The organism is Muricauda sp. SCSIO 64092, from assembly GCF_023016285.1.
In the GTDB taxonomy this organism is placed as follows: domain Bacteria; phylum Bacteroidota; class Bacteroidia; order Flavobacteriales; family Flavobacteriaceae; genus Croceivirga.
Map to the genome: position 1 here is coordinate 5,671,222 of NZ_CP095413.1, position 18,582 is coordinate 5,689,803.

General features: G+C 40.8%; 18 protein-coding genes. 9 read left to right on the forward strand and 9 right to left on the reverse strand.

The annotated features are described in order from the left end of the window. Positions 1-12: 12 nt before the first annotated feature. The 3 genes from L0P88_RS23815 to L0P88_RS23825 all read right to left on the reverse strand — a co-directional run bounded on the left by L0P88_RS23815 (position 13) and on the right by L0P88_RS23825 (position 2,375). On the reverse strand, positions 13-849 hold the full coding sequence (locus L0P88_RS23815) for an outer membrane protein assembly factor BamD (protein ID WP_247132585.1): 837 nt from the start codon (positions 847-849) through the stop codon (positions 13-15). Between the two features lie 102 nt (positions 850-951). Continuing rightward, entirely contained in the window at positions 952-1,842 is an 891-nt protein-coding gene (dapA, locus tag L0P88_RS23820) for a 4-hydroxy-tetrahydrodipicolinate synthase (protein WP_247132586.1), read from the reverse strand. Then, complete coding sequence (locus tag L0P88_RS23825) at positions 1,842-2,375, reverse strand: DUF6913 domain-containing protein (RefSeq protein WP_247132587.1); 534 nt, start codon at positions 2,373-2,375, stop codon at positions 1,842-1,844. The genes dapA and L0P88_RS23825 overlap by 1 nt, the downstream gene beginning before the upstream one ends. Before the next feature lie 801 nt (positions 2,376-3,176). Here L0P88_RS23825 and L0P88_RS23830 point away from each other — a divergent pair. Beyond that, positions 3,177-4,745: a ComEC/Rec2 family competence protein gene (locus tag L0P88_RS23830; RefSeq protein WP_247132588.1), complete on the forward strand. Its 1,569-nt coding sequence runs from the start codon at positions 3,177-3,179 to the stop codon at positions 4,743-4,745. Positions 4,746-4,781: 36 nt separating this feature from the next. Next, positions 4,782-7,079 carry a pentapeptide repeat-containing protein gene (locus L0P88_RS23835; RefSeq protein WP_247132589.1) on the forward strand — a complete coding sequence of 766 codons (2,298 nt, stop codon included), beginning with the start codon at positions 4,782-4,784 and terminating at the stop codon, positions 7,077-7,079. Position 7,080: 1 nt separating this feature from the next. Here the strand turns inward: L0P88_RS23835 and L0P88_RS23840 are convergent, their stop codons facing one another. Next, complete coding sequence (locus L0P88_RS23840) at positions 7,081-7,383, reverse strand: hypothetical protein (RefSeq protein WP_247132590.1); 303 nt, start codon at positions 7,381-7,383, stop codon at positions 7,081-7,083. A 101-nt stretch (positions 7,384-7,484) separates the two neighbouring features. On the opposite strand from L0P88_RS23840, the gene L0P88_RS23845 reads away from it, so the two are divergent. The 3 genes from L0P88_RS23845 (at position 7,485) to L0P88_RS23855 (ending at position 10,986) form a co-directional block, all read left to right on the forward strand. Further along, positions 7,485-8,000: a DUF2306 domain-containing protein gene (locus L0P88_RS23845; RefSeq protein WP_247132591.1), complete on the forward strand. Its 516-nt coding sequence runs from the start codon at positions 7,485-7,487 to the stop codon at positions 7,998-8,000. A gap of 76 nt (positions 8,001-8,076) precedes the next feature. Then, entirely contained in the window at positions 8,077-9,099 is a 1,023-nt protein-coding gene (locus L0P88_RS23850; protein ID WP_247132592.1) for a DUF3089 domain-containing protein, read from the forward strand. A gap of 3 nt (positions 9,100-9,102) precedes the next feature. After that, positions 9,103-10,986: a hypothetical protein gene (locus tag L0P88_RS23855; protein WP_247132593.1), complete on the forward strand. Its 1,884-nt coding sequence runs from the start codon at positions 9,103-9,105 to the stop codon at positions 10,984-10,986. On the opposite strand, the gene ligA is transcribed toward L0P88_RS23855, so the two are convergent. The 4 genes from ligA to L0P88_RS23875 are packed head-to-tail and all read right to left on the reverse strand — an operon-like array spanning position 10,983 to position 14,934. After that, positions 10,983-12,977: an NAD-dependent DNA ligase LigA gene (gene ligA / locus L0P88_RS23860; protein ID WP_247132594.1), complete on the reverse strand. Its 1,995-nt coding sequence runs from the start codon at positions 12,975-12,977 to the stop codon at positions 10,983-10,985. The genes L0P88_RS23855 and ligA overlap by 4 nt on opposite strands. Positions 12,978-12,999: 22 nt before the next feature. After that, the gene (locus tag L0P88_RS23865) at positions 13,000-13,581 is read right to left on the reverse strand and encodes a TIGR00730 family Rossman fold protein (protein WP_247132595.1); all 582 of its coding nucleotides are present in this window, start codon (positions 13,579-13,581) and stop codon (positions 13,000-13,002) included. A 19-nt stretch (positions 13,582-13,600) separates the two neighbouring features. Continuing rightward, on the reverse strand, positions 13,601-14,455 hold the full coding sequence (gene prmC, locus L0P88_RS23870; RefSeq protein ID WP_247132596.1) for a peptide chain release factor N(5)-glutamine methyltransferase: 855 nt from the start codon (positions 14,453-14,455) through the stop codon (positions 13,601-13,603). A 2-nt stretch (positions 14,456-14,457) separates the two neighbouring features. Continuing rightward, positions 14,458-14,934 (reverse strand): GNAT family N-acetyltransferase, encoded by a 477-nt coding sequence (locus L0P88_RS23875; RefSeq protein WP_247132597.1) that lies wholly within the window; start codon positions 14,932-14,934, stop codon positions 14,458-14,460. 37 nt (positions 14,935-14,971) lie between these two features. On the opposite strand from L0P88_RS23875, the gene ribD reads away from it, so the two are divergent. The 4 genes from ribD to L0P88_RS23895 are packed head-to-tail and all read left to right on the forward strand — an operon-like array spanning position 14,972 to position 18,090. Next, entirely contained in the window at positions 14,972-16,021 is a 1,050-nt protein-coding gene (ribD, locus tag L0P88_RS23880; protein ID WP_247132598.1) for a bifunctional diaminohydroxyphosphoribosylaminopyrimidine deaminase/5-amino-6-(5-phosphoribosylamino)uracil reductase RibD, read from the forward strand. Beyond that, positions 16,014-16,619, forward strand: a complete 606-nt coding sequence (locus L0P88_RS23885; protein WP_247132599.1) for an HAD-IA family hydrolase — start codon at positions 16,014-16,016, stop codon at positions 16,617-16,619. The genes ribD and L0P88_RS23885 overlap by 8 nt, the downstream gene beginning before the upstream one ends. After that, positions 16,616-17,479, forward strand: a complete 864-nt coding sequence (locus L0P88_RS23890; protein WP_247132600.1) for a DMT family transporter — start codon at positions 16,616-16,618, stop codon at positions 17,477-17,479. Before L0P88_RS23885 ends, L0P88_RS23890 begins: the two co-directional genes overlap by 4 nt. Further along, a complete protein-coding gene (locus tag L0P88_RS23895; protein WP_247132601.1) occupies positions 17,479-18,090 on the forward strand; it encodes an IMPACT family protein in 612 nt (203 codons plus the stop codon). Before L0P88_RS23890 ends, L0P88_RS23895 begins: the two co-directional genes overlap by 1 nt. Here L0P88_RS23895 and L0P88_RS23900 read toward each other — a convergent pair. Further along, the gene (locus L0P88_RS23900; protein WP_247132602.1) at positions 18,087-18,482 is read right to left on the reverse strand and encodes an acyl-CoA thioesterase; all 396 of its coding nucleotides are present in this window, start codon (positions 18,480-18,482) and stop codon (positions 18,087-18,089) included. The two genes, L0P88_RS23895 and L0P88_RS23900, sit on opposite strands and share 4 nt — an antisense overlap. Positions 18,483-18,582: the final 100 nt, after the last annotated feature.

Consider the following 18,582-nt stretch of genomic DNA (forward strand, 5'->3'; position numbering starts at 1 on the left):
GGTAAATGGAATTTATTTTGATGTCGCCTCTACAGGCAATTCTAATTGCTTTTGAATGGTTTCGTAATAACTGCTCGCTTCTTTCTTATACTTTGTTTCAGGATAAGATTTTATCAAAGCTTCATAATATCGTAAGGCTTCTTTGTAACGTTCTTCTTGTTTAAAGGCGGTACTGTTCCTGGCCAGGGTCATCTCGGATTTCAAGCGGTAGAAGAAGGCATCTTCCCTATATATCGCACCAGGATTATCCAGGACAAAGTTGTTGAACGCTGCAATGGAGGAAATCAATATTGGGAAATTGAATTCGCCCAACTTATCAAATTGTTTCGCGATTTCAAATTCCTTCTTTTGTTTTTTAAAGGTGAGTTCCTGGGCCATCTCATTGGCTTGGGCAAAAAATTCGGAATCCGGATAGGTATTGATGTAATTCTGAAGTTTGGCCAAGGCCTTATCGGTATCAGTTTGATCCAGGGAATATCTTGGTGAGAGCTGGTAATAGCTCTTTGCCTCCAAAAAGACGGCTTCCGGTAATTTTTCGCTATTGGGATAGGATTTGATAAAACGCTCAAACTGATAGCCCGCCAAGTAATACTGTTCCGTTTTAAAATACGAGTCTGCAAAAAAGAACATGACCCGCTCCCCTTGGGGTTTCCCAACGTATCTTGGTGCAATCTGCTCAAAAAGGCGGTTTGCGCGTTTAAAATCCCCTTCATTGTAATACCTTTCCGCCAAATCGTATTTTGCCTTTACATCTTCATTTTTGAGTACCTTTTGATACTCATTACAAGAAGTGAAAAAGACAATAGCTATTGGAAGTAGGAAATAAAACGACCTCATTTTCAAAAACATTCGGCAAAATTAGTAATTATCCATTGATTACTAAAACCCAATTTGCCAATAAAAATCAGTCTTAAAAAACCCAAAAGGAATTTTTGGGCAAAATTTAACTTCTTAGGCATTTACATGCTGCAGTTGTCCCAGGAACCGATTGATCTTACTTTTGAGTGCCGTACTGGCGGAAACAAGTGGGAGTCGCACTTGCGAACCCCCCAGGCCAAAATATTCCAATACCGTTTTGATGCCGGCAGGATTTCCTTCCTCAAAAATGAGGTGCATCCCGTCCAGTAGGGTTTGATGAATGCCATAAGCGCGCTCCGAATCGCCCTGTAATCCAAGACTGATCATACGGGAAAAAGCTTCGGGCAGTCCCTGTCCCAATACGGATATAACCCCGGAACCTCCAGCTAAAACGGTTGAAAGCGCAGTAAAATCATCCCCCGAAATAATATGGAAACCATCGGGTTTTTGCTGCATTAACTGATCGATCTGAATTTGGTCGGCACATGCTTCTTTTATGGCAACGATGTTCTTAAAATCCTTGGCCAGGCGAATCGTTGTACCTGGTAACATATTGCTACCCGTCCTGGACGGTACATTATACACAATAATGGGCAAGGGAGAAGCTTTGGAAATTTCCCTGAAATGTTGGTATATGCCTTCTTGGGTAGGCTTATTGTAAGCCGGGGAAACTGATAGTATGGCCTCAAAATCCATGAAATCCAGGGTTTGTAATTCTTTTACCACGGCCATGGTGTTATTGCCCCCAACACCTACCACCAGTGGTAAGCGGCCGGCATTGGCCAATGATATGGTCTGCATGACCAGGCGTTTTTCCTCTTTTGTCAAGGTAACCGACTCCGCCGTGGTGCCCAAAGCCACCAAATAATCCACGCCACCGGAAATACAATGCTCCACAAGGTTCTCCAATGCCTTGGTATCTATTGACAGATCCGTCCTAAAAGGAGTGACCAATGCTACACCTGTTCCAACTAAGCTTTCCATTATCCCAATTCATTTAAAATTCTTAAATATTTCTCCAACTCGGTCTTAAAGGTTTTAAAGTCACTCAAACCACAATCAAAAATCAGGTCATTCATTGTATTATCAGCTTCCTTTAGTCCAACCCGAATTCGGGCATTGATTTTAGTGGACATCAATTTTAAAACCAATCGATCGTCGGTAAAGTAATTGACCAATACGTCATATTCCCTACCTGAAAACTCGGAAAAGTCCCCATTCTCAATTGAACCGTTCCAGCCTAAGTCCTTATCCGTACAAAAGGGAATGGAAAACATCCCGTATTTGTCCTGCCCTCTTTTATATCCCATTACATGTACTGCATTGGGCTTAAGTCCCATTTGCTGTATAAGGGACTGAAAGACTTCGGCATTTCTAAACTTATCCATGTCCACTATGCACGCAATACTGGACACCCCTTTTTTATCCCTTACAAACCTTGGCTTTTTTAGTTCGTCCTCAAGATATTTATGTCCAGATTTTGCCTTAAACTTTTCCTGTATTCCTTTAAAGACCATACCTATTATTGCATTTATACAAATGTAGGCAATCTGTTTATCCAATACGAAGGTAGTGGGAACTGAAGTTTTAAAAAATTAACAAATTGTGTTATTTGTAACTTTTGAATTTTTTTGACATCAACTGTAACACTTTGGAAAATCACTCGTCCTTAGGGTACAAATCATCAATCAAGAACATGTTTTAATTCATCAATCAAGAACATGTTTTCAACGTTAAAAAGGCGGTACTGCCATTATCCGGTGCCGCCTTTGTGTTGATAATAAGGTATTGCTACTACCCCTGAATTGAACCAGTTTTATAGGAGGGAAAAGTTTGGGTAGTATGATTAAGACCTTCCAGGGCGATATTACACCAATATTTTTTTTCAAATTGGTCCTTATTTTACCGTTATTATAAGGAACTGCACAAACTGGGAAGTGTTGCCCTACTGTTCTCCATATTTCCCTGCTCTTTATAGGTATTTTCTTCCATAACCAAAGATTTATTTGCATTTTTTTGTAAGTAATCTTAAAGATTTCATTATCTTGAAATTCCTCCCCCAATCGTGTTTTTATCATCAATTCAAACCATTCAACCAATGCCGATTTTCTATTTTTTTAGGTACTTGGACGCTGTTGGCCATATTTGATGATGGAATGCGAAAAAACTGGCAAAAACAAAATTCCGGCCATTGCCAAAATTGTAAAGACCAGTATCCATGCATTAATTGATCATACCATTTGGACAGAATTTAAAACAATTGTGCAAATGCGTATTTGGTCCAGAACGTGAATAACCAAAATCTAAAAAGATACAGTATGGGCAATATAGGTTTCATTCAAGAAGATTTCGTTAAGACGTATGCCGAAGCAAAAAAGTCTTCCAATAAAAAAATGAATCTTGCATTTGGCGATAAAGTGGAAATTCTGGAATTTAAAAGGGGGTGGACCAAACTAAGGTGTTTAGACAGCTATGATGACTCCACGAAATTTGTAAGGGGGAAGTTGGATCTGGCGGAATCCGGAGTACTCAAAATTTCCATGGTTGATGTACAACAAGGGGATGGGATGATAATTGAGTCCCCTAAAGGAAAAGTAGTTTTTGTGGATGGCGGAGACAATAAGCTTTTTGCCAGGCATGCAGCCGCAAGATATCAGCACAAAAAAACTACGGACTCGAACCGAATGGACGTAGAGGCCATTATTATCACCCATGGAGATGCGGACCATTTTGATGGATTAAATGAGATTGTGAAATCAGAAAAGAATAAAACTGCCCGTAAAAGGTTGTTCATCCATCCCAAAAGGATTTTTCATAATGGTTTGGTCAAAAAACCGAGCAAAGTGAATGGAAAATCCGTTCCAGCCAAGGAAAGGTTTGGCACAACTGCGCACAAAAATGGAAAACTATATGCCGTGGACCTATATGAGGACACTAGAAATGCAAAAGATCAAGATACCAATACACCTTTCAAAAGATGGCACAAGGCCGTTGACCACTGGGAACAAAAATCCGGTAAGCCAGTAGGTTTTAAAAGAATTGCCCATGGCATGGATGAACATGACCTGTTCGACTTTTTGGAAGAAGAGGATATCAATATGGAGTTGTTAGGCCCTTTCACGGACAATATTGAGGTAAATGGCGCACTAAGACCGGCCCTGCCTTTTTTGCATAAACATCCCGATGGAAGCATGATACATTTGGAATCCGATGATGAGGGTTCCCACCAGATTTCTGCCTCACATACAATTAATGGCCACTCTATAGCCTTTCGCCTAAGCTTTGGGAATGTAAGGGTTTTATTTACAGGTGACCTAAATAAAGAAGCCCTGGATATTATGACCAAAAAGATTGATACATCAAAACTCGCTTGTGAGGTCTTTAAAGCCCCACATCATGGATCCCATGATTTTGCAGTGCAAGCATTAAAAAAAGCAGCACCCATAGTTTCCATTGTTTCGTCAGGAGATGAACACGCCGGTAAGGAGCACATTCATCCCAGGGCTACACTAATGGCCGCCCTGGGTAATTCAAGTCGGACAGATATGTCCATAATCTTCAGTACCGAATTAGCGGCCTTTTTCAGATATCGCAAAGAATGCTATACCAGGGATAGTCTGGCAAAATTCTTCAAAGAGAGTACGCAAGAGACTTATACATCGGATGAGCTTAGGAAACTGTTCAGTGGTGTTCCGAAAAGAAATGTAGATCCCCCAGGCATGTTCTTCGGTTTTGAGAGAACAAATTTTGGCATTATCCATATCCGTACCGATGGGAAAAGGCTTTTGGTTTTTACGCATTCGGGAAAAAAGGGGTTAAACGAAGCCTATTCCTATACTATTGACGAAAATCATAACGTAACATCCAACAACATCATAAAAAAATAGAAAACCATAAGGAAAAACAATGTTGTTTTAACTAAAATGAAGCTGTTGCCTAAATACGCCATCCTGGCCCTATTTCTTGCCGTTAATACTATTCACTGGTCAAATGGCCAACATAATGATCCCAGTTTTCAATTGCACGTGGTGGACACGGATGGAGGGCTGGCAGCCATAATCGATTATGATGATTTGGAAATTATCTTTGGAGGCGGTGGAAAATTTGATTCGAGGGGGAACGAATTGTATGATTATCTGTCCACATCCAATATTATCAATGGTAACATTGAATTGGTCATAATGAGTCATGCGCATTCAGATCAGTTCAAGGGTCTCAAGAAAGTTTTTCAAAATTATATCGTTGACGAGTATTGGGATCCCGGCTATACCAATGAAATGCTTCAAAACCCTAGAAGTCCGTATCACAGGTTCTTAAAAACAGTTAGCTCGTCTTCCACTAAAATCCTTCGTCCAATTAGAAGGACCTATACACCCATCTTGGAAAGTGGCCGTATGGAAGGTATTAAATTGGATTCCATAAAGGATTTAAACATCTATCTCCTTTCCGCAGAAACTTCACCGGCCGGTGATGGCGAATCCTTGAAGGTCAACGAATCCTCAATCGTATTATTTATAGAAATAGGGAAGATAAAAATTCTGTTTCCAGGAGACATCCGGGCATTCAAATCCTCAAGATCAAATCAAAAGGACGAAAGGTTTATTGAGAATAAATTGGTTCAATACACAAAGAAAAATGGAAACATCCTACGTTCCAATATCTTAATAGCACCTCATGGAGGAAGTTCCTTATCCAGTTCCAAAGAATTTATAGAAACCATCAATCCCGATCATGTTGTTTTTGCCTCAAATGGCTTTTTTAACCACCCTAGAAAAAAGACCGTTAAAAGATATCTGGCAAACAATAGTAGTTTGTATCAGACAGGGCTAAATGTAGGGCCCTTAAATGACAATATTGTATTTACCTGTCACTTGGACGGTTCCATTGATGTTTCATATGCATCAAAAATAAAAAACCAGATAAGTTGGAATGGATTTTTAAAAAATGGCGATACACTCCGTTTAAACAATCTCAGAAATATTCTTAGCTCAAAAAGAAGGATAAGGGAAGGATACTCTGCGAGCTTTATCAATGCCAAAGGAAAAAAATCGTTGGCCAATGCAAATTTGTCAGGTATTAAATCCAAAAATGAGTTAGTGTTCTCCCAGCTCAATTTAAAAAATATAAATCTGAGTGGTGCCCAGCTACGTTTTGCAAATTTTAGATATGCGGATTTAAGAAATGCCAACTTTTCCTATGCACAACTGGAACTTGCCGATTTTACAGGAGCCGATCTAAGAGGAGCCAATTTTGATTTTGCAAGTATTAAAAACACTAGAATGGACAACGCTGTGCTTAATAAAAGTTTGGATACCATATTGAATCTTTCGAATACAACCCTAAAAGAAGTGTCTTTTTCAAATGCCGAGCTGAAAAATGTGATCTTTTCCAATGATTCCCTAAATGAGCTTATTTTTCGAAATACCAACTTGCAGGGGGCAGACCTAAAAGATTCCGACTTCACTGATTTTAGTTTTCAGGGTTGCGATTTACAATATGCCGATTTGAGTGGGTCCATTTTGGATTGTGCGGATTTCAAAGATGCAAAATTAAAAGATGCCAGATTGAACAATTCTTCGTTATACCGCGTTAATTTAGAGAGCGTTCCAGGGTTTGTACCCAACTTTACAGAATTGACATTATCTCAGGACCTGACAACCCTCTCCTACAAAAATTCCCCCCATGCCCTAATGGAATTGAGAAAGAATTTCAGTGATGCAGGTCTTACCAGACAAGAACGTCAGATAACTTATGCCATTGAAAAAAGTCGGCCTACAGATTGGAAAATGGAAGCTTGGTTTCGCTTTGCCCTATTTGATTTTACCTGTAGGTACGGGATGGAGCCATGGCGTCCTTTCAAAATAATGCTGCTCTTAATTTTTCTTTTAACACCTTTATATCTGCTCTCCCTATTTGTGGATAAAGACTCTGGAATCTGGAGAGCCGAATACAATGAAGTAAAGGATGAAACAACCCATACTAAAGTGACGGGAGGTTTTTTTAAAAAAATATTTACGTCGTTATATTTTAGCATTTTATCGGCCTTTAATATTGGTTGGAAAGATTTGAACATTGGCAACTGGCTTTTAAGATTACACTTCACAGATTATAGGTATTATGGGAAAGGATGGGTAAGAACACTGGCGGGCATCCAAGCGGTTACCAGTGTGTTCCTTTTAGCACTATGGGCATTAACCTACTTTGGAAATCCTTTTGCTTAACTTAACCCTGTAACAAATAATCGACCAACCCTCTAAATTCCAAGGTTGAATTAATTTCAGGAAAAGGTCGTCCAGCTTGGCGATACCAATATTCCGCATTCCATTCATCCCCTTCTTTTCGGTGTAAATAGGCATGTACCCAATTTGCCATTGGTGTTTCCAAACCATCGACCAAATCATGGGCCGCCTCCCAATCGTCCCTGGCATCGAACCATAGGGATTTTAAGGGATTGGGCCAGCCCTGTGGCGGTTCGTTCTGATGCAATGTGCTTTTAAATCCGTCAAAATCCTTGGGTAATGCCATACCTCAAAATTACAACTCGGTATCGAAAACCAACAGTTCGGTAGCTTCGGATTTCGTTAAAAATTTTTCCCAAGCTATTTTTAACCGAAAAATCAAATTGTATGAACTTAGACCATATTATAACGGACAATACGGGCATGGTGCACACCATAGCCTCTATTTTGGCCTTACTATTTGGTACATGGGTGCTACTGGCCAAAAAAGGGAATCGGTTCCATAAACAAATGGGGTATGCCTATACCGGAAGCATGGTGGTTGTTTTATTCACCTCTTTTTTCATGTATAACCTTTTTGGCGGCTTTGGGATTTTTCATGTATTTGCCATCATAAGCTCCCTTACCTTGATTGCCGGAATGATCCCCATTCTTAGGAGAAAACCCAAAACCTATATTTCCTTGCATTATAATTTTATGTACTGGTCGGTCATTGGACTTTATGGTGCTTTTTTGGCCGAGATACTGACGCGAATACCGCCAATGCTCATTAAGGACAAGGAAATAGTACCGCTGTTCTTTAATCTTGTGGGATTGGCCATATTTGTGGTCATGGGTATTGGATATTATATCATGATCAAAAAACGTAAGGATTGGGCTAAATTTGAAAACGAAAAATCATAGTCAACGATCAACATCGCAATACATCTTTCCGTTCAACACTATGCGGTCTCGCTTTCATTTTTCTATTTTAGCTTGAATGATACAGAACCTAAAAATGGTAGTCCTTTCCCTGGGACTTTTTCTTTCATCCATAACTGTGATGGCCCAGCTCCCTTTTGATGATAATCGCCCCATAACACCGGTTGATTATAATAATTTGGACTATTGGGCGGCACATCCCGACAAAAAGGACAATGCCGATAAAATTCCTGGAACGGAATTTTTGGCCAAGAACAATTTGAAAGCCGATGTTTTTTTTATCCATCCGACCATCTATTCCGAAAAAGATGACAAATTACCATGGAATCCCAGTATTGATGACCTGGAACTGAACAAAAGGGTGGATGAGGGTACCATTTTGTTCCAAGCCAGTGCTTTTAATGCTGCAGGCCGAATTTTTGCGCCAAGATACCGACAAGCCCACTTGAGAAGTTATTCCACCACGGATACGGTATCTGCAAAAAAAGCCTTTGCCCTGGCCTATGCCGATGTGAGAAATGCTTTTGAGCATTACCTGAGGTATTACAATCACGGACGTCCTTTTATCATTGCTTCACACAGTCAGGGCACCACACATGCCGGACCTTTAATTCGTGAATTTATTGATGGTACGAGCCTGGAAGGGAAATTGGTTGCCGCCTACCTTATAGGATTGCCCGTTCCAAAAACCTATTTCAAATCGATACGGCCCTGTGAAAGTGCCAATGATTTGAACTGTAGTATTTCATGGCGCACCTTTAAACGGGATTACCTTCCTGAAAATCGCCCATTGGGGGATAGTATTTTGGTGACCAATCCCTTAAATTGGACAATGGACACTACCTATGTGTCCAAAAACCAGAACAAAGGGGCGGTTCTTCGGAATTTTGACAAAATTTTGCCCAAAAGGGTCGATGCCCAAATACACAATGGGATTCTGTGGGCCAATAAACCCCGATTTCCCTGGAGCTTTTTGGTAAGACGAAAGAACTACCATATTGCGGACATCAATTTTTATTATGGTAACATCCGGGAAAATGCGAAACACCGCGTAAGCGAATGGATAACTACATATAAATAGGAAATGAGATACCTCTTAGCATTTTTCCTGTTAGTAACAACCCATTTAATCGGTCAAAATAGTTTTGGCATTAAAACTGCCAGTTATGGTACCAATGATTATAAACGTTTTTGTGGTAGAATAGAAACGATTTTTAGTTATCGTGCCAAAGAAGTTTCATTTGGAGTGAGGATGGATAACAAAAACAATCTTTTTTTTCAGTTCAATGATAAGGAATGGTTCAAAAGTCTATTTAAAAATCCATATGATGGTATGGCTATAGATATTGTAACCAAGAATCAATTTGAATGTGATCGACAAGGCATCACTTCCCAAATAAAAGGGGAATTACTAAAACCGGTCTATGGGAATACCCTTAAAAAGAATATCGAAACCACAAATCAGGGTTTTTATCGGGTTTACCTTGGAAAACTTCCGGCAAAATACTTCAATAAAAAGCTGGAATACAATATTCTGTTTTTGCAAAATAGACTATTATGTAGATATCAAACTACCTATAATTTAGAGTCTTACAACTATGATTTATTGGATATGGGGATGTATCTAGACTCTATTTCGTACAATGAAAATTCCAGTTCCGATAAAACCGTGGGGGCTTATGAAACAAAATACAAGAGATTGGATTTTAATATTCCATTCCCAAAAAACAAAGCCTCCTTTTCTCCAAAAGATATCAAACCACTATACGATTCACTGAGATTGACGGACTATAATATCAAGAAAATCGAAATAAAAGCCTACTCCTCTATTGAGGGGAGCACGGAGAGAAACAGGGTGTTGCAACAAAAGAGGTCCAATAGTATTATCGACGCTCTCCAGTCCTATCAAAAGCCAACAATAGAAAACGAAGTGTCTACCGCAGAAAATTGGGTAGAGTTTCTTTCGGATATAGAGGGTACCGAATATGGCTTCTTAAAATCCCTTTCCAAAAAAGAAATAAAAAAGCGCATAACGGGCGACTTGGCCTTAAAGCTGGAAAAGTATCTAAAGAAACACAGAAAAGCCCTAATAACTTTATATTTGGACAAGATTGATTTTTATGAAAACTTCAGCAGTGAAGAACTTGTAAACCAGTTCAATACGGCTATTGAGAAGGAAGAATTGGAAAGGGCAACCATGCTTCAGAACTCCCTTTTTCAAAAACTGAAGAAAAAGGAGGGAAATCCTGACCTACTGTATAAAATGGTTATTCCCCAACAAAAGAAGTTTGTTGATTTTTTCAACTCCAACTCAGCCTTTCGGTTTGAAATAGATAGGACAAATCTTCTTTCCGCATACTATGAATTTCAAGAAATCAATAAATGGGCCCCAGACAATAAAAAGGTAGCTTACAACCTAATTTCCTTGAAACTCCGCATTAATCACGCATTCCAATCCATTCCGGAAAATGAGGATTTGTTAAAAAAAATAGCCGCTCTCAAAGAACTTGGAATCAGCAAAAGTTTGGTAAACAGAATGATGGTCAATTACCATATTACCAAATCCTTATTACTAATGAAGGAGAAAAAATATGATGAAAAAGATCAATCTGTCGCCTTTATTTTAAATACATATAAAAACTTTCCACTGAGCTATTCGGATTATTTAAGCTTGGCACAATATGTCACTTATTATTATGATAATGAAACAGCAATTGACCTTATCGAAAACCAAGTGACAAAAATCGATGTTGACAAAAGGCTTTTATTTTACTATTTAAATCTTACCATTATAAAAGATAAAATCGTAGAAAAAACAGATTATAGAAAAATAATGCTGAACGCCATTAATATTGATAAAGAACGATTTTGCAAATTGTTCGATTCAGCAAGGGAGGGTGGTGTAACTTTTCAATTATTGGATAATCGATATTTAAAACAAACCTACTGTGAAAACTGTAAGGATTAAACCATTGCCAAAAACTCCTGTTCCGAAATAATGGGCACTCCAAGGTTTTCTGCCTTGGTCCGTTTACTGGGGCCCATCTTGTCCCCAGCGACCAAAAAAGTGGTTTTTGATGAAATGGATGACGAAACCTTGCCTCCATTGTCCTCAATCAGTTTTTTAAGCGCGTTCCGTTCCAAAGTTTCAAACACTCCGGAAACCACAAAGCTCTTCCCTTTTAGAATTTCGGACTGCCCTTGCAATTGCTCCTCCGACAATGAAAACTGGAGTCCATAGGACTTCAATCGATCTACAATGGTAAGGTTTTCCGTGTTGCTGAAGAATTGAACCACACTTTCCGCAATACGTTCCCCAATTTCATCAACCGCTACCAGTTCATCTACACTGGCCGCGATCAAGGCATCAATGCTCCTATAGGCCTTCGCCAATTTCTTGGCCACGGTTTCCCCCACATAACGGATACCCAGGGCAAACAAAACCCGTTCAAAAGGAATTTCCTTGGAAGCCTCCACCCCATTTATTAGGTTCTCCGCCGATTTTTCGGCCATACGTTCCAAGGGAGTGATCTGTTCCTTGGTCAAGGCATATAAATCCGCATAATTCGCAACCAATCCTTCTTTGAACAACAATTCTACGGTTTCTCCGCCCAGACCTTCAATGTCCATGGCCTTTCTGGAGATAAAATGCTGGATGCGTCCCGTAATCTGCGGAGGGCAACCGGTATCATTTGGGCAAAAGTGCTGCGCCTCACCCTCTTTTCGAATCAACTCCGTTTGGCACTCAGGGCAATGGGTGATATATTTTGTAGGTCGGGAATCCAGTGGCCTTTTGGTAAAATCCACCGCAATGATTTTGGGAATGATTTCCCCCCCTTTTTCCACAAAAACGGTATCCCTTTCCCGAATATCCAGTTTCGCAATTTGATCGGCATTATGTAAAGAGGCCCGTTTTACCGTAGTCCCGGCCAATAGCACTGGTTGTAAATTGGCTACGGGAGTAATGGCTCCCGTTCGCCCCACTTGATACGTGATTTCATTCAAAACCGTTGCGGCCTGTTCCGCCTTGAATTTATAGGCCATGGCCCATCGAGGGGCCTTGGCCGTGTGTCCCAGTTCATCCTGGTGTCGTAGACTATTGACCTTTACCACTACCCCATCCGTTTCATAGGGCAAATCATGTCGATTCCCATCCCAATGCTCTACAAACCGAAGTACCTCATCGGTAGATCTGCAAAGGGCGGCCACCTTAGGGACCTTAAATCCCCAGGAACGTGCTTTTTCCAACATATCAAATTGGGTCTCCAAATTCAAGTTGGGCCCAACAATACTGTACAATAAACAATCCAATGGTCGTTGGGCCACCAAGGTACTGTCCTGTAATTTTAAACTGCCCGAAGCCGTGTTTCTCGGGTTCATATACGGTTCCTCCCCATTGGCAATGCGTTCTTGATTCATTTTTGCAAAGCCTTCCAAGGTCAAGATGATCTCCCCACGAATGTCAAACTTGGGGGGATAATCCCCCTTTAGTTGCAATGGAACCGATTTTATGGTCTTTACATTGGCCGTCACGTTGTCCCCTTGAAAACCATCACCACGTGTAATCGCCCTAACCAATTTACCTTCTTCATAGGTAAGACTAATGGAAGCCCCATCGTATTTCAATTCACAGGTATACACCACCTGAACGTCACCCAAAATTCGTTGGATGCGCTTTTCCCAATCCTGTAAATCTTCCCTGTTATAAGAATTGTCCAGGGAGTACATTCGGTATTCATGGGCCACCGTTTCAAAATTCTTTGTAATCGCACCACCGACCCTTAAAGTGGGTGATGTGGCATCATAAAACTCCGGATGCTCCACCTCCAATTTTTGGAGTTCTTCAAGTTTCATGTCAAATTCATAATCCGTAATGGTAGGATTATCAAGGATGTAATAGTTGTAGTTGTGCTCCCGGAGTTCTTCCCGTAAAGCCTTTATTTTATTTTTTATCTGCATTATTATAAAAGTCCGGTTTGGTTTACGTTTGGCCCTGTTCCATCCATTTTGGAACACCTCGGGAGGTATATTGCTCCATTTGGGTAGCCAGGTCCTCTAGGGATTCATCGACCAGAACCATTTTTCTATGCGTATCCCTTAAAAAACGATTGGCTACCATTTTGTCAAACATTCGAATAAGGTCATCATAAAAGCCATTGGTGTTCAGTATTCCCATGGGTTTTTGGTGCAATCCCAATTGCCCCCATGTCAACATCTCAAAAAACTCCTCAAAGGTCCCAAAACCGCCAGGTAACATGATTACCCCGTCCGAAAGTTGGTTCATCCTCAACTTGCGTTCATGCATGGTATCCACTAAAATTAATTCCGATAGTCCGGTATGATGAATTTCTTTTTGTTTAAGGAAATGTGGAATGACCCCAATTACTTTTCCGTTGTTGTCCAGGGCTCCTTTGGCCACAAGTCCCATTAAACCAACTTTGCCCCCACCATATACCAAGGTCATCCCTTTTTGGGCAAAATAGGCTCCTGTTTTGTAAGCATTCGCTATAATTTCCTCATCCTTCCCGGGACTGCTCCCACAAAAAACCGCAACACTTTTCAAGTTTCCAAGTTTTGATTGTCTATGGCCCAACTACTTTTAACATTCGGAAATTACCAAAAATATCCTTTCGTAATTCCACTTGCCCAAAATCATTTTCCAACATTAGTTTTTTACTTTCCGATGACAGGTATTGATTGATTTCCAAAAACAATCCACCCCTCGGTTTAAGCTGTTTTTTGGCAAATTGGACAATGGCCCTATAAAATAGCAACGGATCTTTATCTGAAACAAACAATGCCCTATGGGGTTCATATTTTGTGACATTGTCCCGCATTTCCACCTTCTCCAATTCCCTAACATAGGGGGGATTGGAAACGATGATTTCAAATTTGTGGTCCAAGGTCAGTTCAGGATTCAGGATATCGGCTTCCATAAAATGGATATCAACCTGATTGGTCCTTGCATTTTGCCTTGCTACTTCCAGGGCTCCTTTGGAAATGTCCATGGCAAAAACCTGGGCATTTGGAAATGCTTTTGACAGGCTAATGGCTATACAGCCACTTCCCGTTCCGATGTCCAGGATATTGAATTCCGAATTTTGGGTTTTCAATTCCCCGATGACCCACTCCACAAGTTCCTCAGTTTCCGGCCTTGGTATCAGCACATGCTTGTTTACCCTTAATTCAATATCCCTGAAATAAGCCTTTCCCAAAATGTACTGTACAGGTTCTTCCAACTTAAGACGGGCGAGCCCCTCAAAAAAAGGTTGCTCCTCACTTTTGCTAAGGACATATTCTGGTTGCAAGGCCAAAATAAAGCGTTCCAATTTCAGATAATGCTCCAGAAATAGTGAAAAGAAGCTATCCACTTCTGTTTTGGGATAGATATCATCCAGTTCCTTATGGAATAGGGTCTTTATTTCCTTGAGGAGCATTTTTAGAACGTATTTAGCATTCGAACCGTACAGGCATGGTGGCCCGTATCTCCCAGGGCTTCCTTAAGATAGGTAAATCCCTTTTTTTGGTATAGGCCCTGCGCGGCATTCATGTAGGGCATGGTTTCCAAATAGCAAGCTTCAAAACCAAATTCCCTGGCCGACGCCAAACAGGCCTCAAGTAGTTGGGTGGCAATACCTTTTCCCCTGGCTTTTTTTGAAACGTACATTTTTTGGAGCTCGCAAATATTGCCATCATAATTGTCCAATGGGGCTATCCCCCCACATCCTATTATTTCTTCACCATTTTCAGCTACGTAGAACACTGACAATGGTCTTTGATAGGTCTGGAACATACGGTCCAATGCTTTATCCCCATAAGCGGTCCCAACCTTTGGAACGCCCATTTCCTCCAAGGTGGATCGTATTAAATGGGCCACTTGTGAATTGTCCTTCAGTGCTATTTTTCGAATCCGCACAATACTTGTTTGCTAATTTAAATGGTATTTTTATTGCGTGAAGATAAGGCATAAATATATGCTCAGGGCCATTGAATTGGGCAAGAATGCGTTCGGCTCCGCAGCTCCAAATCCAATGGTAGGATGTTGTATTGTGCACAATGACATCATTATTGGAGAAGGTTTCACCAGTGCTTATGGCGGGGCCCACGCAGAAGTCAATGCCATAAATTCCGTAACGGATAAGGCATTGTTGCCGGAATCCGTCCTATATGTTACCCTGGAACCCTGTTCCCATTTTGGAAATACCCCACCATGCAGTGATTTGATCATTCGCCATCAAATTCCAAAAGTAGTTATTGGACTAAAAGACCCACATACCAAGGTAGCGGGCAAAGGAGTTGAAAAGCTTAAGGCTGCAGGGGTTTCGGTGGAAGTTGGGATACTCGAGGAAGCCTGTAGGGCACATCACAAAAGGTTTTTGACCTATCATGAAAAAAAGAGGCCATTTATTATCTTAAAGTGGGCACAAAGTTGGGATGGTTTTATTGCTCCCACCCCAGATAAAAGAACAGCATCCCCAAAACCCTTTTGGATTACCAACACCTACTCCAGGCAATTGGTCCATCAATGGCGAAGCAGGGAGCAGGCCATTTTGGTAGGAACCCAAACCGCACTTGCGGACAATCCAAAATTGGACGTACGCCACTGGAAAGGCAAAAATCCGACCCGAATAGTTTTGGACCGGTCCTTAAAGATTCCAAAAGAATACAATGTGTTGGACGGTACCGTCAAAACCATTGTGCTTACTGAAGTTGATACGCAATCGAATTCCGGCGGTTTGATATTTGAAGTGATGGATTTTGAAAAGGAACTGGCCCATCAAGTTTGCAAGGTTCTCTATCAGCATCATATTGCCTCGGTCCTTATAGAAGGAGGTGCTAAAACACTTGAGACCTTTATAGAGTCCAATTTATGGGACGAAGCACGGATATTTAAAGGACAGGCAACCCTGACCTCCGGGATTCGGGCACCAAAGATATCCGGAAAAATACAATCCATCGCCTCTCTGTTGGGCGACTCCTTAACCCTTTTAAAGTATGATTAAAAACATTATCCTTGATTTTGGGGACATCTTTATTAATCTGGACAAACCTGCGACAGCACTTGAAATGACCAGATATGGTTTTGCTGAAATCACACCGGAATTGGATACCCTCTTCAAGAACTATGAAATGGGATTGGTCAGTTCCGATGACTTCTTAAATCATACCGGACATCTTTTTCCAAAAGCGAGCAGACAGAACCTCATTGATGCCTGGAATGCCATTCTTTTGGATTTTCCCGATGAACGCCTGGAATATGTGGAATCCCTCGCCAAGGAAGGACACTACCGTCTTTTTCTACTTAGTAATACCAATGAAATTCATATAGATTACGTGAAAGAGACCATGGGAATTGGGAAATTCCAACGTTTTAAAAATTCTTTTGAAGTTTTCTACCTTTCGTACGAAATGGGAAAACGTAAACCTGACTTAGCTATATTTCAACAAGTTCTGGATGGGAATGGACTTATTTCCGAGGAAACCCTTTTTGTGGACGATACCAAAGAGAATACGGATGCGGCTTCCCGTTTGGGCATCAAGACCTGGAATCTGATCGTGGGCAAAGAGGATATTACCGAACTAAAGGCCCATCTCCAATGATAGATTTGGCCTTGAGCGTACTTTGCTCCAGTCTCATCTTTGTAGTCTTCAAATTGTTTTCGGTCTATAAGGTCCATACCTTATCGGCCATAATTACCAACTATGTCGTGGCCAGTATCTGTGGATTGGTATTCAATCCTTTAACCATCAGCCTGCCACAGCTTATGTCCAAACCTTGGTTTTTGGGCACCGTACTGCTTGGGGTATTTTTCCTTTTGGTGTTCAACATTATGGCCAAATCTTCCCAAATTAATGGGGTGGGCGTTACTTCCGTGGCTACAAAAATGTCTTTGGTGGTTCCTGTGTTGTTCGCCGTCATGCATTATAGGGATAAACTGTCCATTCTTCAGATTATGGGAATTATCCTGGCGCTTGCTGCGGTTTATCTAGCCTCCAGTAGGGAAAGTGGCCTAAAGATGGAGAGGAACCATTTGTGGTTGCCCGTATTGGTATTTCTCGGTTCCGGATGTATTGATACCAGCATCAAATTTATTCAAGAAGGGTATTTAATGGACAGTGACTATCCTATTTTTTCTTCTACGGTTTTTGGAGCTGCCGCCCTTTCCGGTTTTGTTTTTCTTGGGATAAAGGGCACAGGAACCGCTGCAAACTTTCGTTTTAAAAGTGTATTGGGCGGGATTTGTCTGGGAATCCCCAATTATTTTTCCATCTTCTTTTTGCTAAGGGCCCTCAACCATGACAGTTTGAACAGTGCCTCCATATTTACCATTAACAATGTCGCCATTGTATTGTTCACTACCTTGCTCGGTATTATCCTGTTCAAAGAGATTTTGACCTCAAAAAACTGGCTTGGGGTAGGTCTTGCAGTAATCAGTATTGTTTTGGTAGCTTTGTTTTGATGTATTCCCCATCCGATAGCTATAAAACCATTGCCCAACCATCAACAGTAGTACTTTTCAAAGATCGGAAGAGCAAGTTCTATGGTCAGGCCTTTCCATTGGAAACGCTAGAAGAGGTAAAACCTATCTTGGAATCCCTGAAAAAACAGTACCCTTCGGCAAACCACTTTTGTTATGCCTGGCAAATGGGCATTGGAAACCCGCACTATCGGGCCAATGATGACGGGGAACCTAAAAATTCGGCTGGAATGCCCATTTATGGACAGATCCAATCCTTTGAAGTGACCAATATTCTTCTGGTGGTCGTTCGTGTGTTTGGAGGTGCCAAACTAGGGGTAAGTGGATTGATCAATGCCTATAGAACAGCATCCCAAATGGCTTTGGAAACCGCAGTCATCGAGGAACGATTGATCCAAACCATTTTAGAACTGCAATTCCAGTACGACCGGATGAATGAGGTGATGCGTACGTTAAAAAGGTGTAAGGTCCAAATTATTTCACAGAAGATGGAAATTCAATGTCTCCTTAAAATTGCAGTGCCCAAGAGCGAGACGGAAAAAGTACGACAGGGATTGGAAAAAATCCGGCATTTAAATATTGCGATACTTTAATCCAATTTGTCTAAAATGTATTTTGGACATTTCATGGGTTTTAAGGTGTGTTTATCCATAAATGCCAAAACCGTAGAGGCTTCTGCCAATAACTCCCCACTTTCATTGCGGATTTTATAATCGAAGGTGATCTTTACCATAGGTCTGTTTACCAATATGGTTTCAATTGTAAGAAGGTCATCGTACTTAGCAGATTTTTTGTAATCGATTTGTAGGTGTATTACGGGAAGGATAATTCCATCCTCTTCCATTTCCTTATAAGTTAACCCGAGTTTACGTAGCCACTCCGTGCGTCCAATTTCCAGATAGTCAACATAATTGCCATGGTATACCACACCCATTTGATCCGTTTCCGCATAGCGGACGCGGAAAGAAAAGTGATTTAAATTCATTTTGTTTCGCGAAAAAGTATATATTTATAGGCTTGGTAACCGCGATTGAAACATGCGAAAAAAAAAGTACATTTTCAACGGGTAAATGATTTTTTTTTTA